General features: G+C 40.7%; 13 protein-coding genes and 2 pseudogenes. 9 read left to right on the top strand and 6 right to left on the bottom strand.

Going from position 1 to position 19,313, the window contains the following annotated elements:
• Positions 1-238, top strand: a pseudogene (locus tag HT723_RS02885) (transposase); the annotation flags it as partial.
• On the opposite strand, the gene HT723_RS11490 reads toward HT723_RS02885, so the two are convergent.
• Complete coding sequence (locus HT723_RS11490; RefSeq protein ID WP_240154939.1) at positions 222-404, bottom strand: hypothetical protein; 183 nt, start codon at positions 402-404, stop codon at positions 222-224. The pseudogene HT723_RS02885 and the gene HT723_RS11490 sit on opposite strands and share 17 nt — an antisense overlap.
• A gap of 127 nt (positions 405-531) precedes the next feature.
• Between HT723_RS11490 and HT723_RS02880 the strand changes: the two genes are divergently transcribed.
• The 5 genes from HT723_RS02880 (at position 532) to HT723_RS02860 (ending at position 7,013) form a co-directional block, all read left to right on the top strand.
• The gene (locus HT723_RS02880) at positions 532-2,511 is read left to right on the top strand and encodes a peptide ABC transporter substrate-binding protein (protein WP_172934582.1); all 1,980 of its coding nucleotides are present in this window, start codon (positions 532-534) and stop codon (positions 2,509-2,511) included.
• 66 nt (positions 2,512-2,577) lie between these two features.
• Entirely contained in the window at positions 2,578-4,074 is a 1,497-nt protein-coding gene (locus HT723_RS02875; protein ID WP_050207981.1) for an ABC transporter permease, read from the top strand.
• Positions 4,074-5,000 (top strand): oligopeptide ABC transporter permease OppC, encoded by a 927-nt coding sequence (gene oppC, locus HT723_RS02870; RefSeq protein WP_000103690.1) that lies wholly within the window; start codon positions 4,074-4,076, stop codon positions 4,998-5,000. Before HT723_RS02875 ends, oppC begins: the two co-directional genes overlap by 1 nt.
• Positions 5,001-5,008: 8 nt before the next feature.
• Positions 5,009-6,076, top strand: a complete 1,068-nt coding sequence (locus HT723_RS02865) for an ABC transporter ATP-binding protein (protein ID WP_000159563.1) — start codon at positions 5,009-5,011, stop codon at positions 6,074-6,076.
• 10 nt (positions 6,077-6,086) lie between these two features.
• Positions 6,087-7,013 (top strand): ATP-binding cassette domain-containing protein, encoded by a 927-nt coding sequence (locus HT723_RS02860; protein WP_100104188.1) that lies wholly within the window; start codon positions 6,087-6,089, stop codon positions 7,011-7,013.
• 65 nt (positions 7,014-7,078) lie between these two features.
• On the opposite strand, the pseudogene HT723_RS02855 reads toward HT723_RS02860, so the two are convergent.
• Together HT723_RS02855 and treR are read right to left on the bottom strand one after the other, a co-directional pair.
• A pseudogene (locus tag HT723_RS02855) lies at positions 7,079-8,335 on the bottom strand (ISL3 family transposase).
• 155 nt (positions 8,336-8,490) lie between these two features.
• On the bottom strand, positions 8,491-9,201 hold the full coding sequence (treR, locus tag HT723_RS02850) for a trehalose operon repressor (protein ID WP_172934581.1): 711 nt from the start codon (positions 9,199-9,201) through the stop codon (positions 8,491-8,493).
• 184 nt (positions 9,202-9,385) lie between these two features.
• Between treR and treP the strand changes: the two genes are divergently transcribed.
• The 3 genes from treP (at position 9,386) to tig (ending at position 14,990) form a co-directional block, all read left to right on the top strand.
• Complete coding sequence (treP, locus tag HT723_RS02845; protein ID WP_172934580.1) at positions 9,386-11,353, top strand: PTS system trehalose-specific EIIBC component; 1,968 nt, start codon at positions 9,386-9,388, stop codon at positions 11,351-11,353.
• 177 nt (positions 11,354-11,530) lie between these two features.
• Positions 11,531-13,156: an alpha,alpha-phosphotrehalase gene (treC, locus tag HT723_RS02840; protein WP_172934579.1), complete on the top strand. Its 1,626-nt coding sequence runs from the start codon at positions 11,531-11,533 to the stop codon at positions 13,154-13,156.
• Between the two features lie 550 nt (positions 13,157-13,706).
• Positions 13,707-14,990 carry a trigger factor gene (gene tig / locus HT723_RS02835; protein WP_172934578.1) on the top strand — a complete coding sequence of 428 codons (1,284 nt, stop codon included), beginning with the start codon at positions 13,707-13,709 and terminating at the stop codon, positions 14,988-14,990.
• Positions 14,991-15,037: 47 nt separating this feature from the next.
• Here the strand turns inward: tig and HT723_RS02830 are convergent, their stop codons facing one another.
• From HT723_RS02830 to rnhC, 3 genes are all read right to left on the bottom strand, one after another.
• The gene (locus HT723_RS02830) at positions 15,038-17,404 is read right to left on the bottom strand and encodes an ATP-dependent RecD-like DNA helicase (protein WP_172934577.1); all 2,367 of its coding nucleotides are present in this window, start codon (positions 17,402-17,404) and stop codon (positions 15,038-15,040) included.
• A 259-nt stretch (positions 17,405-17,663) separates the two neighbouring features.
• Positions 17,664-18,278 (bottom strand): signal peptidase I, encoded by a 615-nt coding sequence (lepB, locus tag HT723_RS02825; protein WP_001083986.1) that lies wholly within the window; start codon positions 18,276-18,278, stop codon positions 17,664-17,666.
• Between the two features lie 3 nt (positions 18,279-18,281).
• Entirely contained in the window at positions 18,282-19,163 is an 882-nt protein-coding gene (gene rnhC, locus HT723_RS02820; RefSeq protein WP_023936314.1) for a ribonuclease HIII, read from the bottom strand.
• Between the last annotated feature and the right edge of the window lie 150 nt (positions 19,164-19,313).

Here is a 19,313-nt window from a genome sequence, read left to right as displayed (position 1 = left end):
AGTCCCAACTATTTTTGAATGTTTGGAACGCTTTTTAAAACTAAATGACTATAAAAAGAAATGCCACGCTATGAAGGCTCAAGCGATTGTCACAAGTCAAGGGAGAATTGTTTCTTTGGATATCGCTGTGAACTATTGTCATGATATGAAGTTGTTCAAAACGAGTCGCAGAAATATCGGACAAGCTGGTAAAATCTTGGCTGACAATGGTTATCAAGGACTCATGAAGCTATATCCTCTTTTGCAGGAAGTCTAATATTGTTATAAAATGATTTGAATTCCAAAATCACATTGTTCCGTCCGTATTTCATTTTACTGTATGTCTTCCTAAGCTCCAAAGTTTCTGCGTCAAATTTCCTATTTTCACTGTAGTCTTTGACACTTCGAACGACAATTTGAATCATATATTCAAAAAAAAATGAAAAATTTGTGCCAACAAGCCTAAATATTCTGAAAATTTGTTTGATTTTTAATGGATAATATGATATAATGGTTGTCAATCTATAATTCACATAAACAGAGGAGTAGAAAATGAAAAAAAGTCGTGTATTTGCTACAGCAGGTCTTGTTTTATTAGCAGCAGGTGTACTTGCAGCATGCAGTTCTTCAAAATCATCTGATTCATCAGCCCCTAAAGCTTATGGCTATGTTTATACAGCAGACCCAGAAACCTTGGACTACCTGATTTCAAGTAAAAATAGTACAACAGTAGTGACTTCAAATGGGATTGATGGTTTATTCACTAACGATAATTACGGGAATCTTGCTCCTGCAGTTGCAGAGGATTGGGAAGTCTCTAAGGATGGTTTGACCTACACTTATAAGATTCGTAAAGGGGTTAAATGGTTTACCTCTGATGGAGAAGAATATGCAGAGGTGACGGCTAAAGATTTCGTGAACGGTTTAAAACACGCAGCAGATAAAAAATCAGAAGCTATGTATTTAGCTGAAAATTCGGTTAAAGGCTTAGCAGATTATCTATCAGGAACTTCAACAGATTTTTCAACAGTTGGTGTCAAGGCGGTTGATGATTATACGTTACAATACACTTTGAACCAGCCTGAACCGTTCTGGAACTCTAAGTTGACCTATTCTATTTTCTGGCCTCTGAATGAAGAATTCGAAACATCAAAAGGAAGCGATTTTGCTAAACCAACAGATCCGACATCCTTGCTTTATAATGGTCCATTCTTGTTGAAAGGGTTGACTGCAAAATCTTCTGTAGAGTTTGTAAAAAATGAGCAATATTGGGATAAAGAAAATGTCCACCTAGATACTATCAATCTAGCTTACTATGATGGCTCAGATCAGGAGTCGCTAGAGCGTAACTTCACTAGTGGAGCTTATAGTTATGCCCGTCTTTTCCCTACCAGCTCCAACTATTCTAAGGTTGCAGAAAAATACAAGGACAATATCTATTATACACAACCAGGCTCTGGGATTGCTGGTCTCGGTGTGAATGTTGATCGCCAAAGTTACAACTATACTTCTAAAACTACAGATTCAGAGAAAGCAGCTACTAAGAAGGCATTGCTTAACAAAGATTTCCGTCAAGCCTTGAATTTTGCTCTTGATCGCTCAGCTTACTCAGCTCAAATCAATGGTAAAGATGGAGCAGCTTTAGCAGTTCGTAATCTATTTGTAAAACCAGACTTTGTTTCAGTTGGTGAGAAGACCTTTGGTGATTTAGTCGCTGCTCAACTTCCTGCTTATGGAGATGAGTGGAAAGGTGTGAATTTAGCTGATGGGCAGGATGGTTTATTCAATGCTGACAAGGCCAAGGCAGAGTTTGCGAAAGCTAAGAAAGCTTTAGAAGCAGATGGCGTTCAGTTTCCTATTCATCTGGATGTTCCAGTAGACCAAGCATCAAAAGGCTACATCGCCCGTATTCAGTCCTTTAAACAATCTGTAGAAACAGTTCTTGGTGTTGAAAATGTCGTTGTCGATATTCAACAAATGACAAGTGATGAATTCCTTAATATTACTTACTATGCTGCCAATGCTTCATCTGAGGATTGGGATGTATCGGGAGGAGTTACATGGGGACCAGACTATCAAGACCCATCTACTTACTTGGATATTTTAAAAACAACTAGCAGTGAAACTACAAAAACATATTTAGGATTTGATAATCCAAATAGCCCTTCAGTAGTTCAAGTTGGTTTGAAAGAATACGATAAATTGGTTGATGAAGCTGCCAAAGAGACAAGCGACTTGAATGTCCGTTATGAAAAATATGCAGCGGCTCAAGCATGGTTGACTGATAGTTCTCTCTTTATTCCTGCTATGGCTTCTTCTGGTGCAGCACCGGTGCTTTCACGAGTTGTTCCATTTACTGGAGCTTCTGCGCAAACAGGCTCTAAGGGGTCAGATGTTTACTTCAAATATTTGAAATTGCAAGATAAAGCGGTGACTAAGAAAGAGTATGAAAAAGCTCGTGAAAAATGGTTGAAAGAAAAAGCTGAATCAAATGAGAAAGCTCAAAAAGAATTGGCAAGTCATGTGAAGTAAATAATTTCTAATAGAACTTTCTCTCCATGAGGAGAAGGTTCTTTTGGGATTTTTAAAGGAAATAATATGAAAAAATATATTTTTATGCGTGTTTTGCGGTCATTGGTTTCGATTTTCTTAGTGACGACTTTGACCTACACGATTATCTATACCTTGGTTCCTCGAAAATTGATTTTCAAGCAGGATCCTAACTATAATAAAATTGCGACAACGGCTGATAAACGTGATAACTATGAAAATACTGTGTTTGAGCGTATGGGCTACATTGAGTATTACGATACTAAAGAGTTGCAAGAAAAGGCAAGTAGCATGGATTCTTCTGTAACAGTAGAAGCAAATGCGACCAATAAAGCTATTTATGAAAAGTACATCAATCAATTAGGTCATGGTTGGACTTTGGGAGAATTTACTGAAAGTGGTCAATTCTATGCTAGTCGTGAAATCCCCATTTTTGAACGTGTTTTTCACTTCTATGCTAACTTGATTGACATTGACCATACAAATAAAATCCAAGACCCTGAAAATCCAGACTTGAAACGCTACCTTCGTTTTGAAAATGATCCAGCTATCGGATGGTCATTGGTCGGTTCAGGAACTAAACATAAATATCTCTTATACTTTAACAGTCAGTTCCCATTTGTTCATCAAAACTTTGTGAACTTGAATTTAGGTGACTCTTACCCAACCTATGCTAATACACCAGTTCTTCAGGTTATTACTCAAGGTCAAGGACAAACCAAAACTGCCCAAGTTCAGTTCCCAACAGGTAAGAAAACGTCTTCTGTAAATATTTACTCAAGAACCTACAAGTCACCTAGTCAGGCTGACTCTCGTGAAGTAGCTAGCTATGGGAAAGATGATCCTTATACAGCGACTGAAAGTAATTACCAATATCCATCTATGATTGTCAGCTCTGCTATTACTGGTTTGATTGGTTTGGTGATTTCTTATGCGATTGCAGTGCCACTTGGTTCAGCCATGGCTCGTTTCAAGAACACTTGGATTGATAGCTTCTCAACAGGGGCTTTGACCTTCTTGCTTGCTCTTCCAACCATTGCCTTGGTTTACATCGTTCGATTGATTGGATCATCTATTGGTCTTCCAGATTCGTTCCCTATCTTGGGAGCTGGAGATTGGCGTTCTTACGTTTTACCAGCAGTCATCCTTGGTTTGTTGGGTGCTCCTGGTACAGCTATTTGGATTCGTCGTTACATGATTGACTTGCAATCTCAAGACTTTGTTCGTTTCGCTCGTGCAAAAGGTTTGTCTGAAAAAGAAATTTCAAACAAACACATCTTTAAAAATGCCATGGTTCCGCTGGTTTCAGGAATTCCTGGTGCTATTATTGGGGTTATCGGTGGTGCAACCCTTACTGAAACAGTCTTCGCCTTCCCAGGTATGGGTAAAATGTTGATTGACTCTGTAAAAGCATCTAATAACTCTATGGTCGTTGGTCTTGTCTTCATCTTTACATGTATTTCTATCTTCTCACGTCTTTTGGGAGATATTTGGATGACTATTATTGACCCACGTATTAAATTGACTGAGAAAGGAGGCAAATAATGTCTACAATCGATAAAGAAAAATTTCAGTTTATAAAACGTGACGATTTTGCCTCTGAAACTATTGATGCGCCAGCATATTCTTACTGGAAATCAGTGTTTAGACAATTTATGAAGAAAAAATCAACTGTAGTCATGTTGGGAATCTTGGTAGCCATCATTTTGATGAGTTTCATCTACCCAATGTTTTCTAAGTTTGATTTCAATGATGTCAGCAAGGTAAACGACTTTAGTGCTCGTTATATCAAGCCAAATGCTGAGCATTGGTTCGGTACAGACAGTAACGGTAAATCACTCTTTGACGGTGTCTGGTTTGGAGCTCGTAACTCTATCCTTATTTCTGTGATTGCGACAGTGATTAACTTGGTTATCGGTGTTTTTGTCGGTGGTATTTGGGGAATTTCAAAATCAGTTGACCGTGTCATGATGGAAGTTTATAACGTCATCTCAAACATCCCATCTCTTTTGATTGTCATTGTCTTGACTTACTCAATCGGAGCTGGATTCTGGAATCTGATTTTTGCTATGAGTGTGACGACATGGATTGGGATTGCCTTCATGATCCGTGTGCAAATCTTGCGTTATCGTGATTTGGAATACAACTTGGCGTCACGTACTTTGGGAACACCAACCTTGAAGATTGTTGCCAAAAACATTATGCCACAATTGGTATCTGTTATTGTGACAACGATGACTCAAATGCTTCCAAGCTTTATCTCATACGAAGCCTTCTTGTCTTTCTTCGGTCTTGGATTGCCGATTACAGTGCCAAGTTTGGGTCGTTTGATTTCGGATTATTCACAAAACGTAACAACCAATGCTTACTTGTTCTGGATTCCATTGACAACCCTTGTTTTGGTATCCTTGTCCCTTTTCGTAGTTGGTCAAAACTTAGCGGATGCTAGTGATCCACGTACACATAGATAGGAGTAGAAATGACAAAAGAAAAAAATGTAATTTTGACTGCTCGCGATATTGTCGTGGAATTTGACGTTCGTGACAAAGTATTGACAGCCATTCGCGGCGTTTCCCTTGAACTGGTTGAAGGAGAAGTATTAGCCTTGGTAGGTGAGTCAGGATCAGGAAAATCTGTTTTGACAAAAACTTTCACAGGTATGCTTGAAGAAAATGGTCGCATTGCCCAAGGTAGTATTGACTACCGTGGTCAGGATTTGACAAATCTATCTTCTCACAAGGATTGGGAACAAATTCGTGGTGCTAAGATTGCGACTATCTTCCAGGATCCAATGACTAGTTTGGACCCCATTAAAACAATTGGTAGCCAGATTACAGAAGTTATTGTAAAACACCAAGGAAAAACAGCCAAGGAAGCAAAAGAATTGGCCATTGACTACATGAATAAAGTTGGAATCCCAGACGCAGATAGACGTTTTGATGAATACCCATTCCAATATTCTGGAGGAATGCGTCAACGTATCGTTATTGCGATTGCCCTTGCCTGCCGACCTGATGTCTTGATCTGTGATGAGCCAACAACTGCCTTGGATGTAACCATTCAAGCTCAGATTATTGATTTGCTAAAATCTTTACAAAACGAGTATCATTTCACAACAATCTTTATCACTCACGACCTTGGTGTGGTAGCAAGTATTGCGGATAAGGTAGCGGTTATGTATGCAGGAGAAATCGTTGAGTATGGAACTGTTGAGGAAGTCTTCTATGACGCTTGCCATCCATATACATGGAGTCTCTTGTCTAGCTTGCCTCAGCTTGCTGATGATAAAGGGGATCTTTACTCAATCCCAGGAACACCTCCGTCACTTTATACTGACTTGAAAGGGGATGCCTTTGCCTTGCGTTCTGACTATGCAATGCAGATTGACTTCGAACAAAAAGCTCCTCAATTCTCAGTATCAGAGACACATTGGGCTAAAACTTGGCTACTTCATGAGGATGCTCCAAAAGTAGAAAAACCAGCTGTGATTGCAAATCTCCATGATAAGATCCGTGAAAAAATGGGATTTGCCCATCTGGCTGACTAGGAGGAAGGAAATGTCTGAAAAATTAGTAGAAATTAAAGATTTAGAAATTTCCTTCGGTGAAGGAAGTAAGAAGTTTGTCGCGGTTAAAAATGCTAACTTCTTTATCAACAAGGGAGAAACGTTCTCGCTTGTTGGTGAGTCAGGTAGTGGGAAAACAACTATTGGTCGTGCTATCATCGGTCTAAATGATACAAGTAATGGAGATATCATTTTTGAGGGTCAAAAGATTAATGGTAAGAAATCGCGTGAACAAGCTGCGGAATTGATTCGTCGAATCCAGATGATTTTCCAAGACCCTGCCGCAAGTTTGAATGAACGTGCGACTGTTGATTATATTATTTCTGAAGGTCTTTACAATCACCATTTGTTTAAGGATGAAGCAGAGCGTGAAGAGAAAGTTCAAAATATTATCCGTGAAGTGGGTCTGCTTGCTGAGCATTTGACTCGTTACCCTCATGAGTTTTCAGGTGGTCAACGTCAACGTATCGGTATTGCCCGTGCCTTGGTCATGCAACCAGACTTTGTTATTGCGGATGAACCAATTTCAGCCTTGGACGTTTCTGTGCGTGCCCAAGTCTTGAACTTGCTCAAAAAATTCCAAAAAGAACTTGGCTTGACCTATCTCTTTATCGCCCATGACTTGTCGGTTGTTCGTTTTATTTCAGATCGTATCGCAGTTATTTACAAGGGTGTTATTGTAGAGGTTGCAGAGACAGAAGAATTGTTTAACAATCCAATTCACCCATATACTCAAGCCTTGCTTTCAGCGGTACCAATCCCAGATCCAATCTTGGAACGTAAGAAGGTCTTGAAGGTTTACGACCCAAGTCAACACGATTATGAGACTGATAAGCCATCTATGGTAGAAATCCGTCCAGGTCACTATGTTTGGGCGAACCAAGCCGAATTGGCACGTTACCAACAAGGGTTAAACTAATAATGGTTTTATAATTTCCATGTCAATTTTTAGGCTCTTTGTCAACTGTAGTGGGTTGAAGTCAGCTAAGCTCGAGAAAGGACAAATTTCGTCCTTTCTTTTTTGATGTTCAGAGCGATAAAAATCCGTTTTTTGAAGTTTTCAAAGTTCCGAAATCCAAAGGCATTTCGTTTGATAAGCTTAATGAGATTATTGGTTGCTTCTAATTTGGCGTTAGAATAGTGTAGTTGAAGGGCATTGACAATCTTTTCTTTATCCTTTAGAAAGGTTTTAAAGACAGTCTGAAAAAGAGGATGAACCTGCTTTAGATTGTCCTCAATAAGACCGAAAAATTTATCCGGTTCCTTATTCTGAAAGTGAAAAAGCAAGAGTTGATAGAGATGGTAGTGATGTTTCAAGTCTTCTGAATAGCTCAAAAGCTTGTTAAGAATCTCTTTATTGGTTAAGTGCATACGAAAAGTAGGGCGATAAAAACGTTTATCGCTGAGTTTACGACTATCCTGTTGAATGAGTTTCCAGTAGCGTTTAATAGCCTTGTATTAATGGGATCTTCGTTCAAACTGATTTATAATTTGGACACGGACACGACTCATAGCACGGCTAAGATGTTGCACAATGTGAAAGCGATCCAGAACGATTTTAGCGTTTGGAAAAAGTCGCCTAGCTAAGTCATAATAAGGACTAAACATATCCATAGTAATAATTTTCACTCGACATCGGACGACCCTATCATATTTAAGAAAGTGATCTCGAATGACGGCTTGTGTTCTACCCTCAAGAACAGTGATGATATTGAGCTTATCAAAATCTTGCGCAATGAAACTCATCTTTCCCTTGGTAAAGGCATACTCATCCCAAGACATAATCTCAGGCAGATGTTTAAAATTACACTCAAAGTGGAAGTCATTGAGCTTTCGAATGACAGTTGAAGTTGAAATGGCCAGCTGATGAGCAATATCGGTCATAGAAGTCTTTTCAATCAACTTTTGCGCAATTTTTTGGTTGATAATACGAGGAATTTGGTGATTTTTCTTGACGATAGAAGTTTCAGCGACCATCATTTTTGAACAGTGATAGCACTTGAATCGACGCTTTCTAAGGAGAATTCTAGTAGGCATACCAGTCGTTTCGAGGTAAGGAATTTTCGACGGTTTTTGAAAGTCATATTTCTTCATTTGACTTCCGCACTCAGGGCAAGATGGGGCGTCGTAGTCCAGTTTGGCGATGATTTCCTTGTGTGTATCCTTATTGATGATGTCTAGAATCTGGATATTAGGGTCTTTGATATCGAGTAGTTTTGTGATAAAATGTAATTGTTCCATATGATTCTTTCTAATGAGTTGTTTTGTCGCTTTTCATTATAGATCTTATGGGACTTTTTTTCTACAATAAAATAGGCTCCATAATATCTATAGGGGGGGTACCCACTACAAATATTATAGAGCCGAAAAAGGCTGAGATCTAGTGTCTCAGTCTTTTATTTCTTGCGCTTTGCAAAATCTACAAAGTGAAATTTTTCTAATTTATGGCGACTTTCGGTAAACTGAAATTGGCGTCCGTCTTGGAGATAGACTTTTGATTTAATCGAAACGACATAAGGGTCTTTGCCAATGTCCATGAGAATCTTGTCTCTGTCATTTGAGTGGTCAATGGTTATTTCCTTTTGAGCATAATCAATAAGGAGTTTGAGGTCGTCCTCTATATAAGAATAGATGGACTGCTCAGCAATTTGGCGAGTGAGATTTGGGACCAGTTCCATATCTAGATAGTCCGTATCCAGAACCGATACCAGATCATCCACCACACGCTGGCGGACCACCTTCCAAACCATCCGAAACTCTGGGAAACCGGTTATCAGTGAGGATTTTTTATCAATAATAATCTTGTCCAGACTGACCACGTTGATTTTAGAGCGCAGTCCAAGTTCTTTAACTAGTTCTTGGTAGCTGGTTAGGTTGGATACAGGGAAATTGACGGTTTCTTCTTTGACGACTTGAGAACCTTGCCCTCTTATCTTTTTGATCAATCCTTCCTCTTGGAGGAGAGACAGGGCCTTTCGGACGGTATCACGACTCACTTGATATTGCTCCATAAGGTCGTGCTCGCTAGGAAGGAAATCTCCGACAGCGTAAGTCTCGTTTTGAATGTTTTCTTGGATTTGCTTAAATAATTGTTGGTATTTCTTCATTTTGCCTGCTTTAATAGGTTTTTAGTCTAGTTTAATGCACACCTGTATCTATTTTACCATACAAGTGCTAGAAAATTTACAAAAAAACACCCTTTTTATACCAAACAAGTTGCAGACAAGTTTGGTATCGTTTACAATATACTTATCAAATCAAACCTGCTTTGACAAGTATAAGGAGAATCAAATGGGAAAATTTGAACAAGAAGCCAAAGATCTGCTTCAGGCAATTGGAGGCAAAGAAAATGTGACTGCCGTAACTCATTGTGCGACACGGATGCGCTTTGTTTTAGGAGATGATAAGAAGGCTAATGTTAAAGCTATAGAGTCAATTCCAGCTGTTAAAGGAACTTTTACAAATGCAGGTCAATTTCAGGTAATCATTGGAAATGACGTGCCCATCTTTTATAATGATTTTACAGCCGTTTCAGGTATTGAGGGTGTTTCCAAAGAAGCAGCCAAGTCTGCAGCTAAGAGTAATCAAAATGTAGTCCAACGTGTCATGACCACTCTGGCGGAAATCTTTACTCCGATTATTCCAGCCTTGATTGTTGGTGGATTGATCCTCGGTTTCCGTAATGTCTTGGAAGGTGTCCATTGGTCGATGTTGGATGGCAAGACCATCACAGAATCCTCTCAGTTTTGGGCAGGGGTTAATCACTTCCTCTGGTTGCCTGGTGAAGCTATCTTCCAGTTCTTACCAGTAGGGATTACTTGGTCTGTTTCTCGTAAGATGGGAACCAGCCAAATTTTGGGAATTGTTCTCGGAATCTGTTTGGTATCGCCTCAGTTGCTCAATGCCTATGCGGTTGCTTCAACGCCAGCAGCTGATATCGCGGCAAACTGGGTTTGGAATTTTGGCTATTTTACTGTTAATCGTATCGGTTACCAAGCCCAAGTTATCCCAGCCTTGCTTGCAGGTTTGAGTCTGTCTTATCTTGAAATCTTCTGGCGCAAGCATATCCCAGAAGTCATTTCTATGATTTTTGTACCTTTCTTGTCATTGATTCCAGCCTTGATTTTGGCTCATACTGTTTTGGGACCAATCGGTTGGACAATTGGACAAGGACTTTCATCAGTTGTCTTGGCAGGTTTAACTGGTCCAGTTAAATGGCTCTTCGGTGCAATTTTTGGTGCCCTCTACGCTCCATTTGTCATCACAGGTCTGCACCATATGACCAATGCCATTGATACACAATTGATTGCGGATGCTGGTGGCACTGCCCTCTGGCCAATGATTGCTCTTTCTAATATTGCTCAAGGCTCAGCCGTGTTTGCCTATTATTTCATGCATCGCCATGATGAGCGTGAGGCTCAGGTTTCACTTCCTGCAACCATTTCAGCCTATCTCGGTGTTACAGAACCAGCTCTTTTTGGGGTTAACGTAAAATATATTTATCCATTTGTTGCTGGGATGACTGGTTCAGCCCTTGCAGGCATGTTATCCGTTACTTTTAATGTAACTGCGGCTTCTATTGGTATCGGTGGTTTGCCAGGTATTCTCTCTATTCAACTTCAGTACATGCTGCCATTTTCAGGAACTATGCTAGTTGCGATTGTTGTTCCAATGCTCTTGACTTTCTTCTTCCGCAAGGCTGGTCTCTTCACAAAAACAGAGGGCGATACGGACTTGCAGGCAGAATTCGTTGCTCAAGAAGAAACAGAATTTGTAAGTCATGAACCAGTAGAACTTACTCCGGTAGAGATTGTTAGCCCACTAACTGGCCAAGTGAAAGAATTGAGTCAAGCGACGGATCCTGTTTTTGCATCAGGTGTCATGGGGCAAGGTCTGGTCATTGAACCAAGCCAAGGTGAGTTGACTTCTCCAGTCAATGGGACAGTGACAGTTCTTTTCCCTACCAAGCATGCCATCGGTATTGTCTCTGATGAGGGAGTGGAATTGCTCATTCACATCGGTATGGATACAGTTGGTCTTGATGGCAAAGGATTTGAAAGTCTTGTAGCCCAAGGAGATCATGTCAAAGTTGGCCAGCAACTGATTCGTTTTGATATGGATGTCATTAAGGCTGCAGGTCTGGTGACAGAAACTCCTGTTATCATCACCAACCAAGATGCTTATACAGCGACTATTACTGGAACTTATCCGACAACGATCCAAGCTGGAGCATCTCTCATGGTCGCTACACGAATCTAATACTCTTCGAAAATCTCTTCAAACCACGTCAGCTCTATCTGCAACCTCAAAATAGTGTTTTGAGCAACCTGTGGCTAGCTTCCTAGTTTGTTCTTTGATTTTCATTGAGTATAATTGAAATAGCACAAATAGGGACGGAAGACTGCTTCCTCCCTTTTATCAGAAAAGGAGAAACAGATGACACTTGATAAAGGAAAAGTAGTCTATCAAATCTATCCAAAATCTTACAAAGACACCACTGAAAACGGTATTGGGGATTTCCGTGGGATTATCGAAAAAATTCCCTATTTAGCCAAACTAGGTGTGGATATGGTCTGGCTCAATCCATTCTATCCAAGCCCTCAACGGGATAATGGTTACGATATTTCAGATTATATGGCAGTGAATCCTCTTTTTGGTGATATGACTGATTTTGAGGAAATGGTGCGTGTCGGTAAAGAGCACAAGATTGACTTTATGCTGGACATGGTACTCAATCATTGTTCGACAGAGCATGAATGGTTTCAGAAAGCCCTAGCTGGTGACAAGTATTACCAAGACTTTTTCTTCATCCAAGACCAACCAACAGACTGGCAGTCTAAGTTTGGTGGCTCTGCATGGGCGCCCTTTGGGAATACAGGGAAATACTACCTTCATCTTTTTGATGAGACCCAGGCTGACCTTAACTGGCGCAATCCCAATGTCCGTAAGGAGCTTTTCAAGGTAGTTAATTTCTGGCGTGACAAGGGTGTCAAAGGTTTCCGATTTGATGTGATCAATTTGATTGGCAAGGATGAAGTCTTAGTGGATTGTCCTGAAAATGAAGGAAAGCCAGCTTATACAGACAAACCCATCGTTCATAACTATTTGCGTATGATGAACCAAGCCACTTTTGGATCTGACGATAGCTTTATGACAGTTGGGGAAATGTCTTCTACCACCATGGAAAATTGTGTCCTTTATTCGTCGCCTGACCGTCAGGAATTATCCATGACCTTTAATTTTCATCATCTCAAGGTGGACTACAAGGATGGGCAAAAGTGGACCTTGGCTCCCTTTGATTTTGAAGAATTGAAAAGTCTTTACCATAGCTGGGGCAAGGAAATGAGTGATAAAGGTGGTTGGAGTGCTCTCTTCTGGAACAATCACGACCAACCACGCGCTTTAAACCGTTTTGTTGATATTCAAAACTTCCGCAAGGAAGGAGCTACCATGCTAGCGGCCAGTATTCACCTTTCACGTGGGACACCTTATATCTATATGGGCGAGGAAATCGGGATGATTGACCCAGACTATGATTCTATTGCTGATTATGTGGATGTCGAATCGCTCAATGCCTATCAGATGCTCTTAGAGGAAGGGAAGAGTCAGGAAAAAGCCTTCCAGATTATTCAAGCTAAGTCGCGTGATAATTCACGCATTCCCATGCAGTGGGATACTTCTGAAAATGCAGGATTTTCAACAGGCACTCCATGGTTGAAAGCTGGTAAATCCTATAAATACATCAATGTAGAAAATGAAATCCAGGGTCCGATTTTCACCTTCTATCAAGACTTGATTCGACTGCGTAAGGAAATGCCAATCATTTCAGAAGGAAATTACAAACCAGCCTTTGAAGATAGCAAACAAGTCTATGCTTTTGAACGCCAGTTTGAGGATCAAAAGTTACTAGTGCTCAATAACTTTTATGCCACAGAAGTGGAAATCGACTTGCCAGTAGCCTACCAAAATGGACAAATTTTGATTTCAAACTATGAAGACGCAGAAGTGTCTGAGAAAATTCTACTCAAACCCTATCAAACACTGGCTATTTATGTAAATTAATACTCTTCGAAAATCTCTTCAAACCGTGTCAGTTTTATCTGCAACCTCAAAGCGGTGCTTTGAGCAACCTGTGGCTAGCTTCCTAGTTTGCTCTTTGATTTTCATTGAGTATAAACTTAGCAAGAAGACCTCTTTTTCAGAAAAGCAGGGTTCTTTTTGATGTCTATTCCATCCTTGAAAGTGTAGAACAAACTGTCAATCGAAAGTGATTATGTCCCAAAAAAAATGGTGAGATTGAGGGCAATTATTTTGCTTTCATTTGACAAGAGGAACCCTTGAAGCAGTTTTGTCAGCTAAACCAAGGCTAATCTTAGCCTTGGCTTGTCAGCCTAACAGCATCAAGCCTCTTATCAAATGAAATAGAGGGCTAGCTATCAGCTAGTTAAAACATCTAATTTTTAGGAGGGCTGGGTGACTAACTTCATTATAGAACTTTCATTTGGTTAGCAAAAAGGCTTGTTGTCTATAATTGTCTGCATTAGTCTAGATTTTATTTATAGAAAATGTTATAATAGACTGTATTTAAAAAATTTTAAGGAGAAATGACAGAATGTCTGTATCATTTGAAAACAAAGAAACAAACCGTGGTGTCTTGACTTTCACTATCTCTCAAGACCAAATCAAACCAGAATTGGATCGTGTCTTCAACTCAGTTAAGAAATCTCTTAATGTTCCAGGTTTCCGTAAAGGTCACCTTCCACGTCCTATCTTCGACAAAAAATTTGGTGAAGAGTCACTTTACCAAGATGTTATGAACGCTCTTTTGCCAAATGCTTATGAAGCAGCTGTAAAAGAAGCTGGTCTTGAAGTCGTTGCTCAACCAAAAATTGATGTAACTTCAATGGAAAAAGGTCAAGACTGGGTTATCACAGCTGAAGTCGTGACAAAACCTGAAGTTAAATTGGGTGACTACAAAAACCTTGAAGTATCAGTTGATCTAGAAAAAGAAGTAACTGACGCTGACGTTGAAGAGCGTATTGAACGCGAACGCAACAACTTGGCTGAATTGGTTATCAAAGAAGCTGCTGCTGAAAACGGCGATACTGTTGTTATTGACTTTGTTGGTTCTATCGATGGTGTTGAATTTGATGGCGGAAAAGGTGAAAACTTCTCACTTGGACTTGGTTCAGGTCAATTCATCCCTGGTTTCGAAGACCAATTGGTAGGTCACTCAGCTGGCGAAACTGTTGATGTTATCGTAACATTCCCAGAAGACTACCAAGCAGAAGACCTTGCAGGTAAAGAAGCTAAATTCGTGACAACTATCCACGAAGTAAAAGCTAAAGAAGTTCCAGCTCTTGACGATGAGCTTGCAAAAGACATCGATGAAGAAGTTGAAACACTTGCTGAATTGAAAGAAAAATACCGCAAGGAATTGGCTGCTGCTAAAGAAGAAGCTTACAAAGATGCAGTTGAAGGTGCAGCAATCGATAAAGCTGTAGAAAACGCTGAAATCGTAGAACTTCCAGAAGAAATGATTCACGAAGAAGTTCACCGCTCAGTAAATGAATTCCTTGGAAACTTGCAACGTCAAGGTATCAACCCTGACATGTACTTCCAAATCACTGGAACTACTCAAGAAGACCTTCACAATCAATACCAAGCAGAAGCTGAGTCACGTACTAAGACTAACCTTGTTATCGAAGCAGTTGCCAAAGCTGAAGGATTTGACGCTTCAGAAGAAGAAATCCAAAAAGAAGTTGAGCAATTGGCAGCAGACTACAACATGGAAGTTGCTCAAGTACAAAGCTTGCTTTCAGCTGATATGTTGAAACACGACATCACAATCAAAAAAGCTGTTGAATTGATTACAAGCACAGCAACAGTAAAATAATCTTAATAAGATAAAAGCCCACCTGATTAGGTGGGTTTTCTGATGCACTATTTTCCAAAAATCTCTTTGAGGTCTGCGTCTGTAATCCCAATCATGGCTGAGATGCTGTCCCAGTTTTCTTCGGTTAGGATGTAGGATTGTTCAGAGGCGCTTGATGTGGCTGTTTCAGAGACCGCTGGTTGCTTTTCTTCAACATTCTCCAATAAATCGCTGAAGCGTTTAATCAGATAGGTTTTTCGGGCAGTTCCGATGTGCTGGGTAGCATAGTCGAAGGCTTGTAATTCGCCTAGTAAGATCAGCTTGCTTTTGGCGCGTGTAATGGCTGTATAGATGAGATTGCGCTCCAGCATACGCCTGCTAGCACTGGTAATCGGTAGGATGACAACAGGGAACTCACTTCCCTGAGACTTATGGATACTCATGGCATAGGCCAAACGAATCTTGTACCATTCGTTACGTGGGTAAGAGACCTCGTTGCCATCAAAATCAATGACAATCTCATCTTGCTTCGACTCTGTGTATTTACCAGGAATCAGGTCTGTAATAGCTCCCAAATCTCCATTAAAGACATTGATTTCAGCATCGTTAACCAAATGAATGACCTTATCTCCTTTGCGATAGTGACACTGGGGAGCTTCAAAACTGAGTTGGTCTTTTTGTGGTGGATTGAGCAGGTCTTGCATGAGCTGATTGATGGCATCAATCCCTGCCGTCCCTCGGTACATGGGAGCTAGAACCTGGATATCACGGGCAGGAATACCACTTCTGAGGGCAGCGCCTAAGATTTTCTCAATAGTAGCAGGAATATGGCCACTAGCAATTTCAAAGTAGGAACGGTCTGCTTTTTTCTGGGTGAAATCAGCTGGCAAGATGCCCTGTCGAATCTGACTTGCTAAGGTTACTATGGTTGATTCTTCGCTTTGTCGATAAATTTTTTCCAAGCGAGTCTGAGGAATCAAAGGAATATGAAGCAAATCTGCTAGAACTTGTCCAGGACTGACAGAAGGCAACTGGTCGCTGTCACCCACGATGAGGATCTTACTGTTAGAAGAGATGTTTGAGAAGAGTTGATTGGCCAGCCAAGTATCCACCATAGAAAATTCATCCACGATGATAAAGTCAGCATCCAGATAATCTTCCAGATGACTGGTATCGTCGTCACCTGTCATTCCTAAATGACGGTGTATAGTAGCGCTAGGCAAGCCTGTCAATTCATTCATGCGACGAGCTGCTCGTCCAGTTGGAGCAGCAAGAAGAATAGGTAGGTTGCTTTTTTTCCTGAGGTCAAGTCCTTCTAAAAGGGCGTAAACAGCGATAATCCCATTGATAACAGTTGTCTTACCAGTACCAGGTCCACCTGTCAGGATAAAGACCTTATTCTGGATAGCATCACAGATAGCTTGTTTTTGAATGCTATCATACTCAATCTCCAGATCTTCTTCGACAGTAGCGATATGTTTTTGAATGGTTTCTAAATCTTGGCTCTTCTGTTTTCCTTTTTCAAGGATACGAATCAAGTGACTGCGGATACCTTCCTCAGCGAAAAAGAGGCTGTTGTCAAAGATCTTGGTATCAATCTGCTGAACCTTGTCTTCTTCGATCAGGTAGGAGAGCTCTTGGGCAACTTGGCTGGGGTCTAGTTCCACGGGACGGGAAGACTCAAGGAGAGTAAGGGTTTGTTCCAGCAAATCCCTTGCTTCAACATAGGTGTCCCCTGTTTCCATACAGGCCTGAAAAAGACTATGAACTAGACCGGCACGGAAGCGTTCAGGAGCCTGACTTTCGATGCCTAGTTCTTCCGCTAGTTGGTCAGCAATGGTAAATCCCAAACCCTTAATATCCTCAACCAGTTGATAGGGATAATTTTCAACCACATCAAGGGTTTCTTCCTTGTAAAAATCTTGAATCTGGAAGGCTAGTTTGTTGGGAATGCCGTAGTTGGCCAGTTTGGCCAAAACCATCTCCGTTCCGTAGTTGAGACGAAGAGTGGAGACGAAAGCCTCGCGATTTTTGGCAGATAGTCCTGCGATGCCTTCTAACTTTTCTGGGTGTTGCAGAATTTCGTCAATGGTATTGTCGCCGTAGGTATCCACAATTTTCTGAGCTGTCTTGAGACCAATCCCCTTGAAATGACTACTTGAAAAGTACTTGACCAATCCCTTGCTAGTTGGTTTTGCACGTTCATATCGGCTGATTTGCAGTTGTTCTCCATACTTGGAGTGCTGGACAATTTGCCCCCAAAAAGTATAGTCTTCGCCCTCAATTACATCAGCCATGGTTCCTGTGACAATGATTTCAAAGTCATCAAAATCCTCTGCGTCCGTATCGTCGATTTCTAGGAGGAGGATGCGATAAAAATTGCTGGGATTTTCAAAAATAATCCGTTCAATGGTTCCTGAAAAATAAACTTCCATAAAATTCCTTTGCATGAATAGGTGAGAGTTGGGATTGTTTTTATTTTATACTCTTCGAAAATATCTTCAAACCACGTCAGCTTCCATCTGCAACCTCAAAACACTGTTTTGAGCAACCTGCGGCTAGCTTCCTAGTTTGCTCTTTGATTTTCATTGAGTATAACTTTGTTTCTATCTTAATCAAACTGAGTAGTAAATAATCATCTTCTCACGATAGAAGAAGAGGCTGAGATTGGTGACTCTCGGCCTCTTCGATTTCTTAAAATGTTCCGATACGGGTGATTGGCCAGAAGCGGAATTTAGCTTCTCCTGTGATATCTTTTGCTTTGAAAGTACCTACGTGGCGGCTGTCGCTCGAAACCAAGCGGTCGTCTCCGAGGAGAAGGTATTCTCCTTCTGGAACAGTAAAGCTAAAGTTGGTGTTATAGTTGACATCAACTGTGAAAGCTTGGGCTTTTTGAGCGATACTTCTAAAGAAAGTGCCTTTATTTCCTTCAAATCCCTTGCCTGAGTAAGTGCTTTGGAGTTTGTCATCCTTGAAACGTTTGATGTAGTCAGCTAGGTAAGGTTCGTCCGTCTCTTTATCATTGATGTAAAGTTTATCGTTTTCGTAACGGATAGTGTCGCCAGGCATTCCAATCACGCGCTTGACGATGTCCTTATTGCCATCTTCCTCATGGGCAACCACGATATCAAATCGGTCAATAGGGAGGTGCTTAACGACAAAGAGAATTTCGCCATCCGCTAGGGTAGGATCCATGGAGTGTCCTTCTACGCGGACATTACTCCAAAAAAAGATACGACTTAAAGCTAGTAATGACAGAATCAGGAGGAACAATCCCCACTCTTTTAAGAAATTTTTAAATGAATTCATAATTTACCTTTCTAAGCGTTTTTTCGCTTTTTCAGTATTTTTAAAGTGCAGTTTGGCGCAGAAATTGAGTCCCTGCATACCATAGGCTTGTAAAATCTGGCTAGCTACCTTATCAGAAGCCGTTCCAGCTCCACTTGGAAGTTGATAGCCCAGTTCTCGTCCTAGATTTTCTAGATTTTCCAGAAAGAGATCACGCGCAATGATAGAAGAAACTGCGACAGCCAAGTATTTTCCCTCAGCCTTTTCTTCTAAGCTGATAGGATTGCTGAAACGATTGGCCTCTTGTGCCAAGTACTTGTCATAATTTTTAGCACTGGTAAAGGCATCAATCACAATTTTCTCAGGCTGAACACCTTTTTGAAGGAGGAGATAAATAGCCTGATTATGGAGGGCAACCTTAACAGAAACAGCATTGTAGCGTTCTCCGATGACCTCGTTATACTTGCTGGGTGAGAGAAGCAGTGCCTGGTGCTGGATTTTTTCTTTGAGGATAGGGGCAATCTGACGAATCTTTTGGTCGGTCAGAGTCTTAGAATCCCCCACACCGAGTTTTCGTAAGAAGTCGTGCTGGTCTGGTGTGACAAAGGAAGCTACAACTGCAAGCCCACCAAAGTAGGAACCATTTCCCACCTCATCTGTCCCAATCAAAGGGAAATTTTGTCCGCTGGTTTCTTCTACCATTTGATAGCCAAAGAAACGAGCGTATTTCTCGGCTCCCTCACCCTGAAGCAAGACCTTTCCAGAAGTATAGATAGAAACCGTTGCTTGAGGTAGTCGCAAAAAGTAGCGAATATAGGGATTCTTGCTGGGAGCTAGACTGCTTTGATAGTGTTCAAGAAAAGCCTGAATCTCCTTTTCGCTTGGTGTGAGTGTTATACTTGCCATAGTTTCTATTGTACCATAAAAGCAGGCAAATTTGTAAAAACTGACAAAATTAGCGAATTTTGGTATAATCCCGACTTTATCACTTAATTTTCCGCCGACCTTACTTAATCCCTTGGTACATCTGGATTTTCCGACTATTTTTCAACTTTT

The sequence above is a fragment of the Streptococcus sp. 2106 genome, from assembly GCF_013277315.1.
GTDB classification, from domain to species: domain Bacteria; phylum Bacillota; class Bacilli; order Lactobacillales; family Streptococcaceae; genus Streptococcus; species Streptococcus pseudopneumoniae.
The sequence above is the reverse complement of the archived record's forward strand: the minus strand, read 5'-3'. Positions and strand labels throughout refer to the sequence as shown.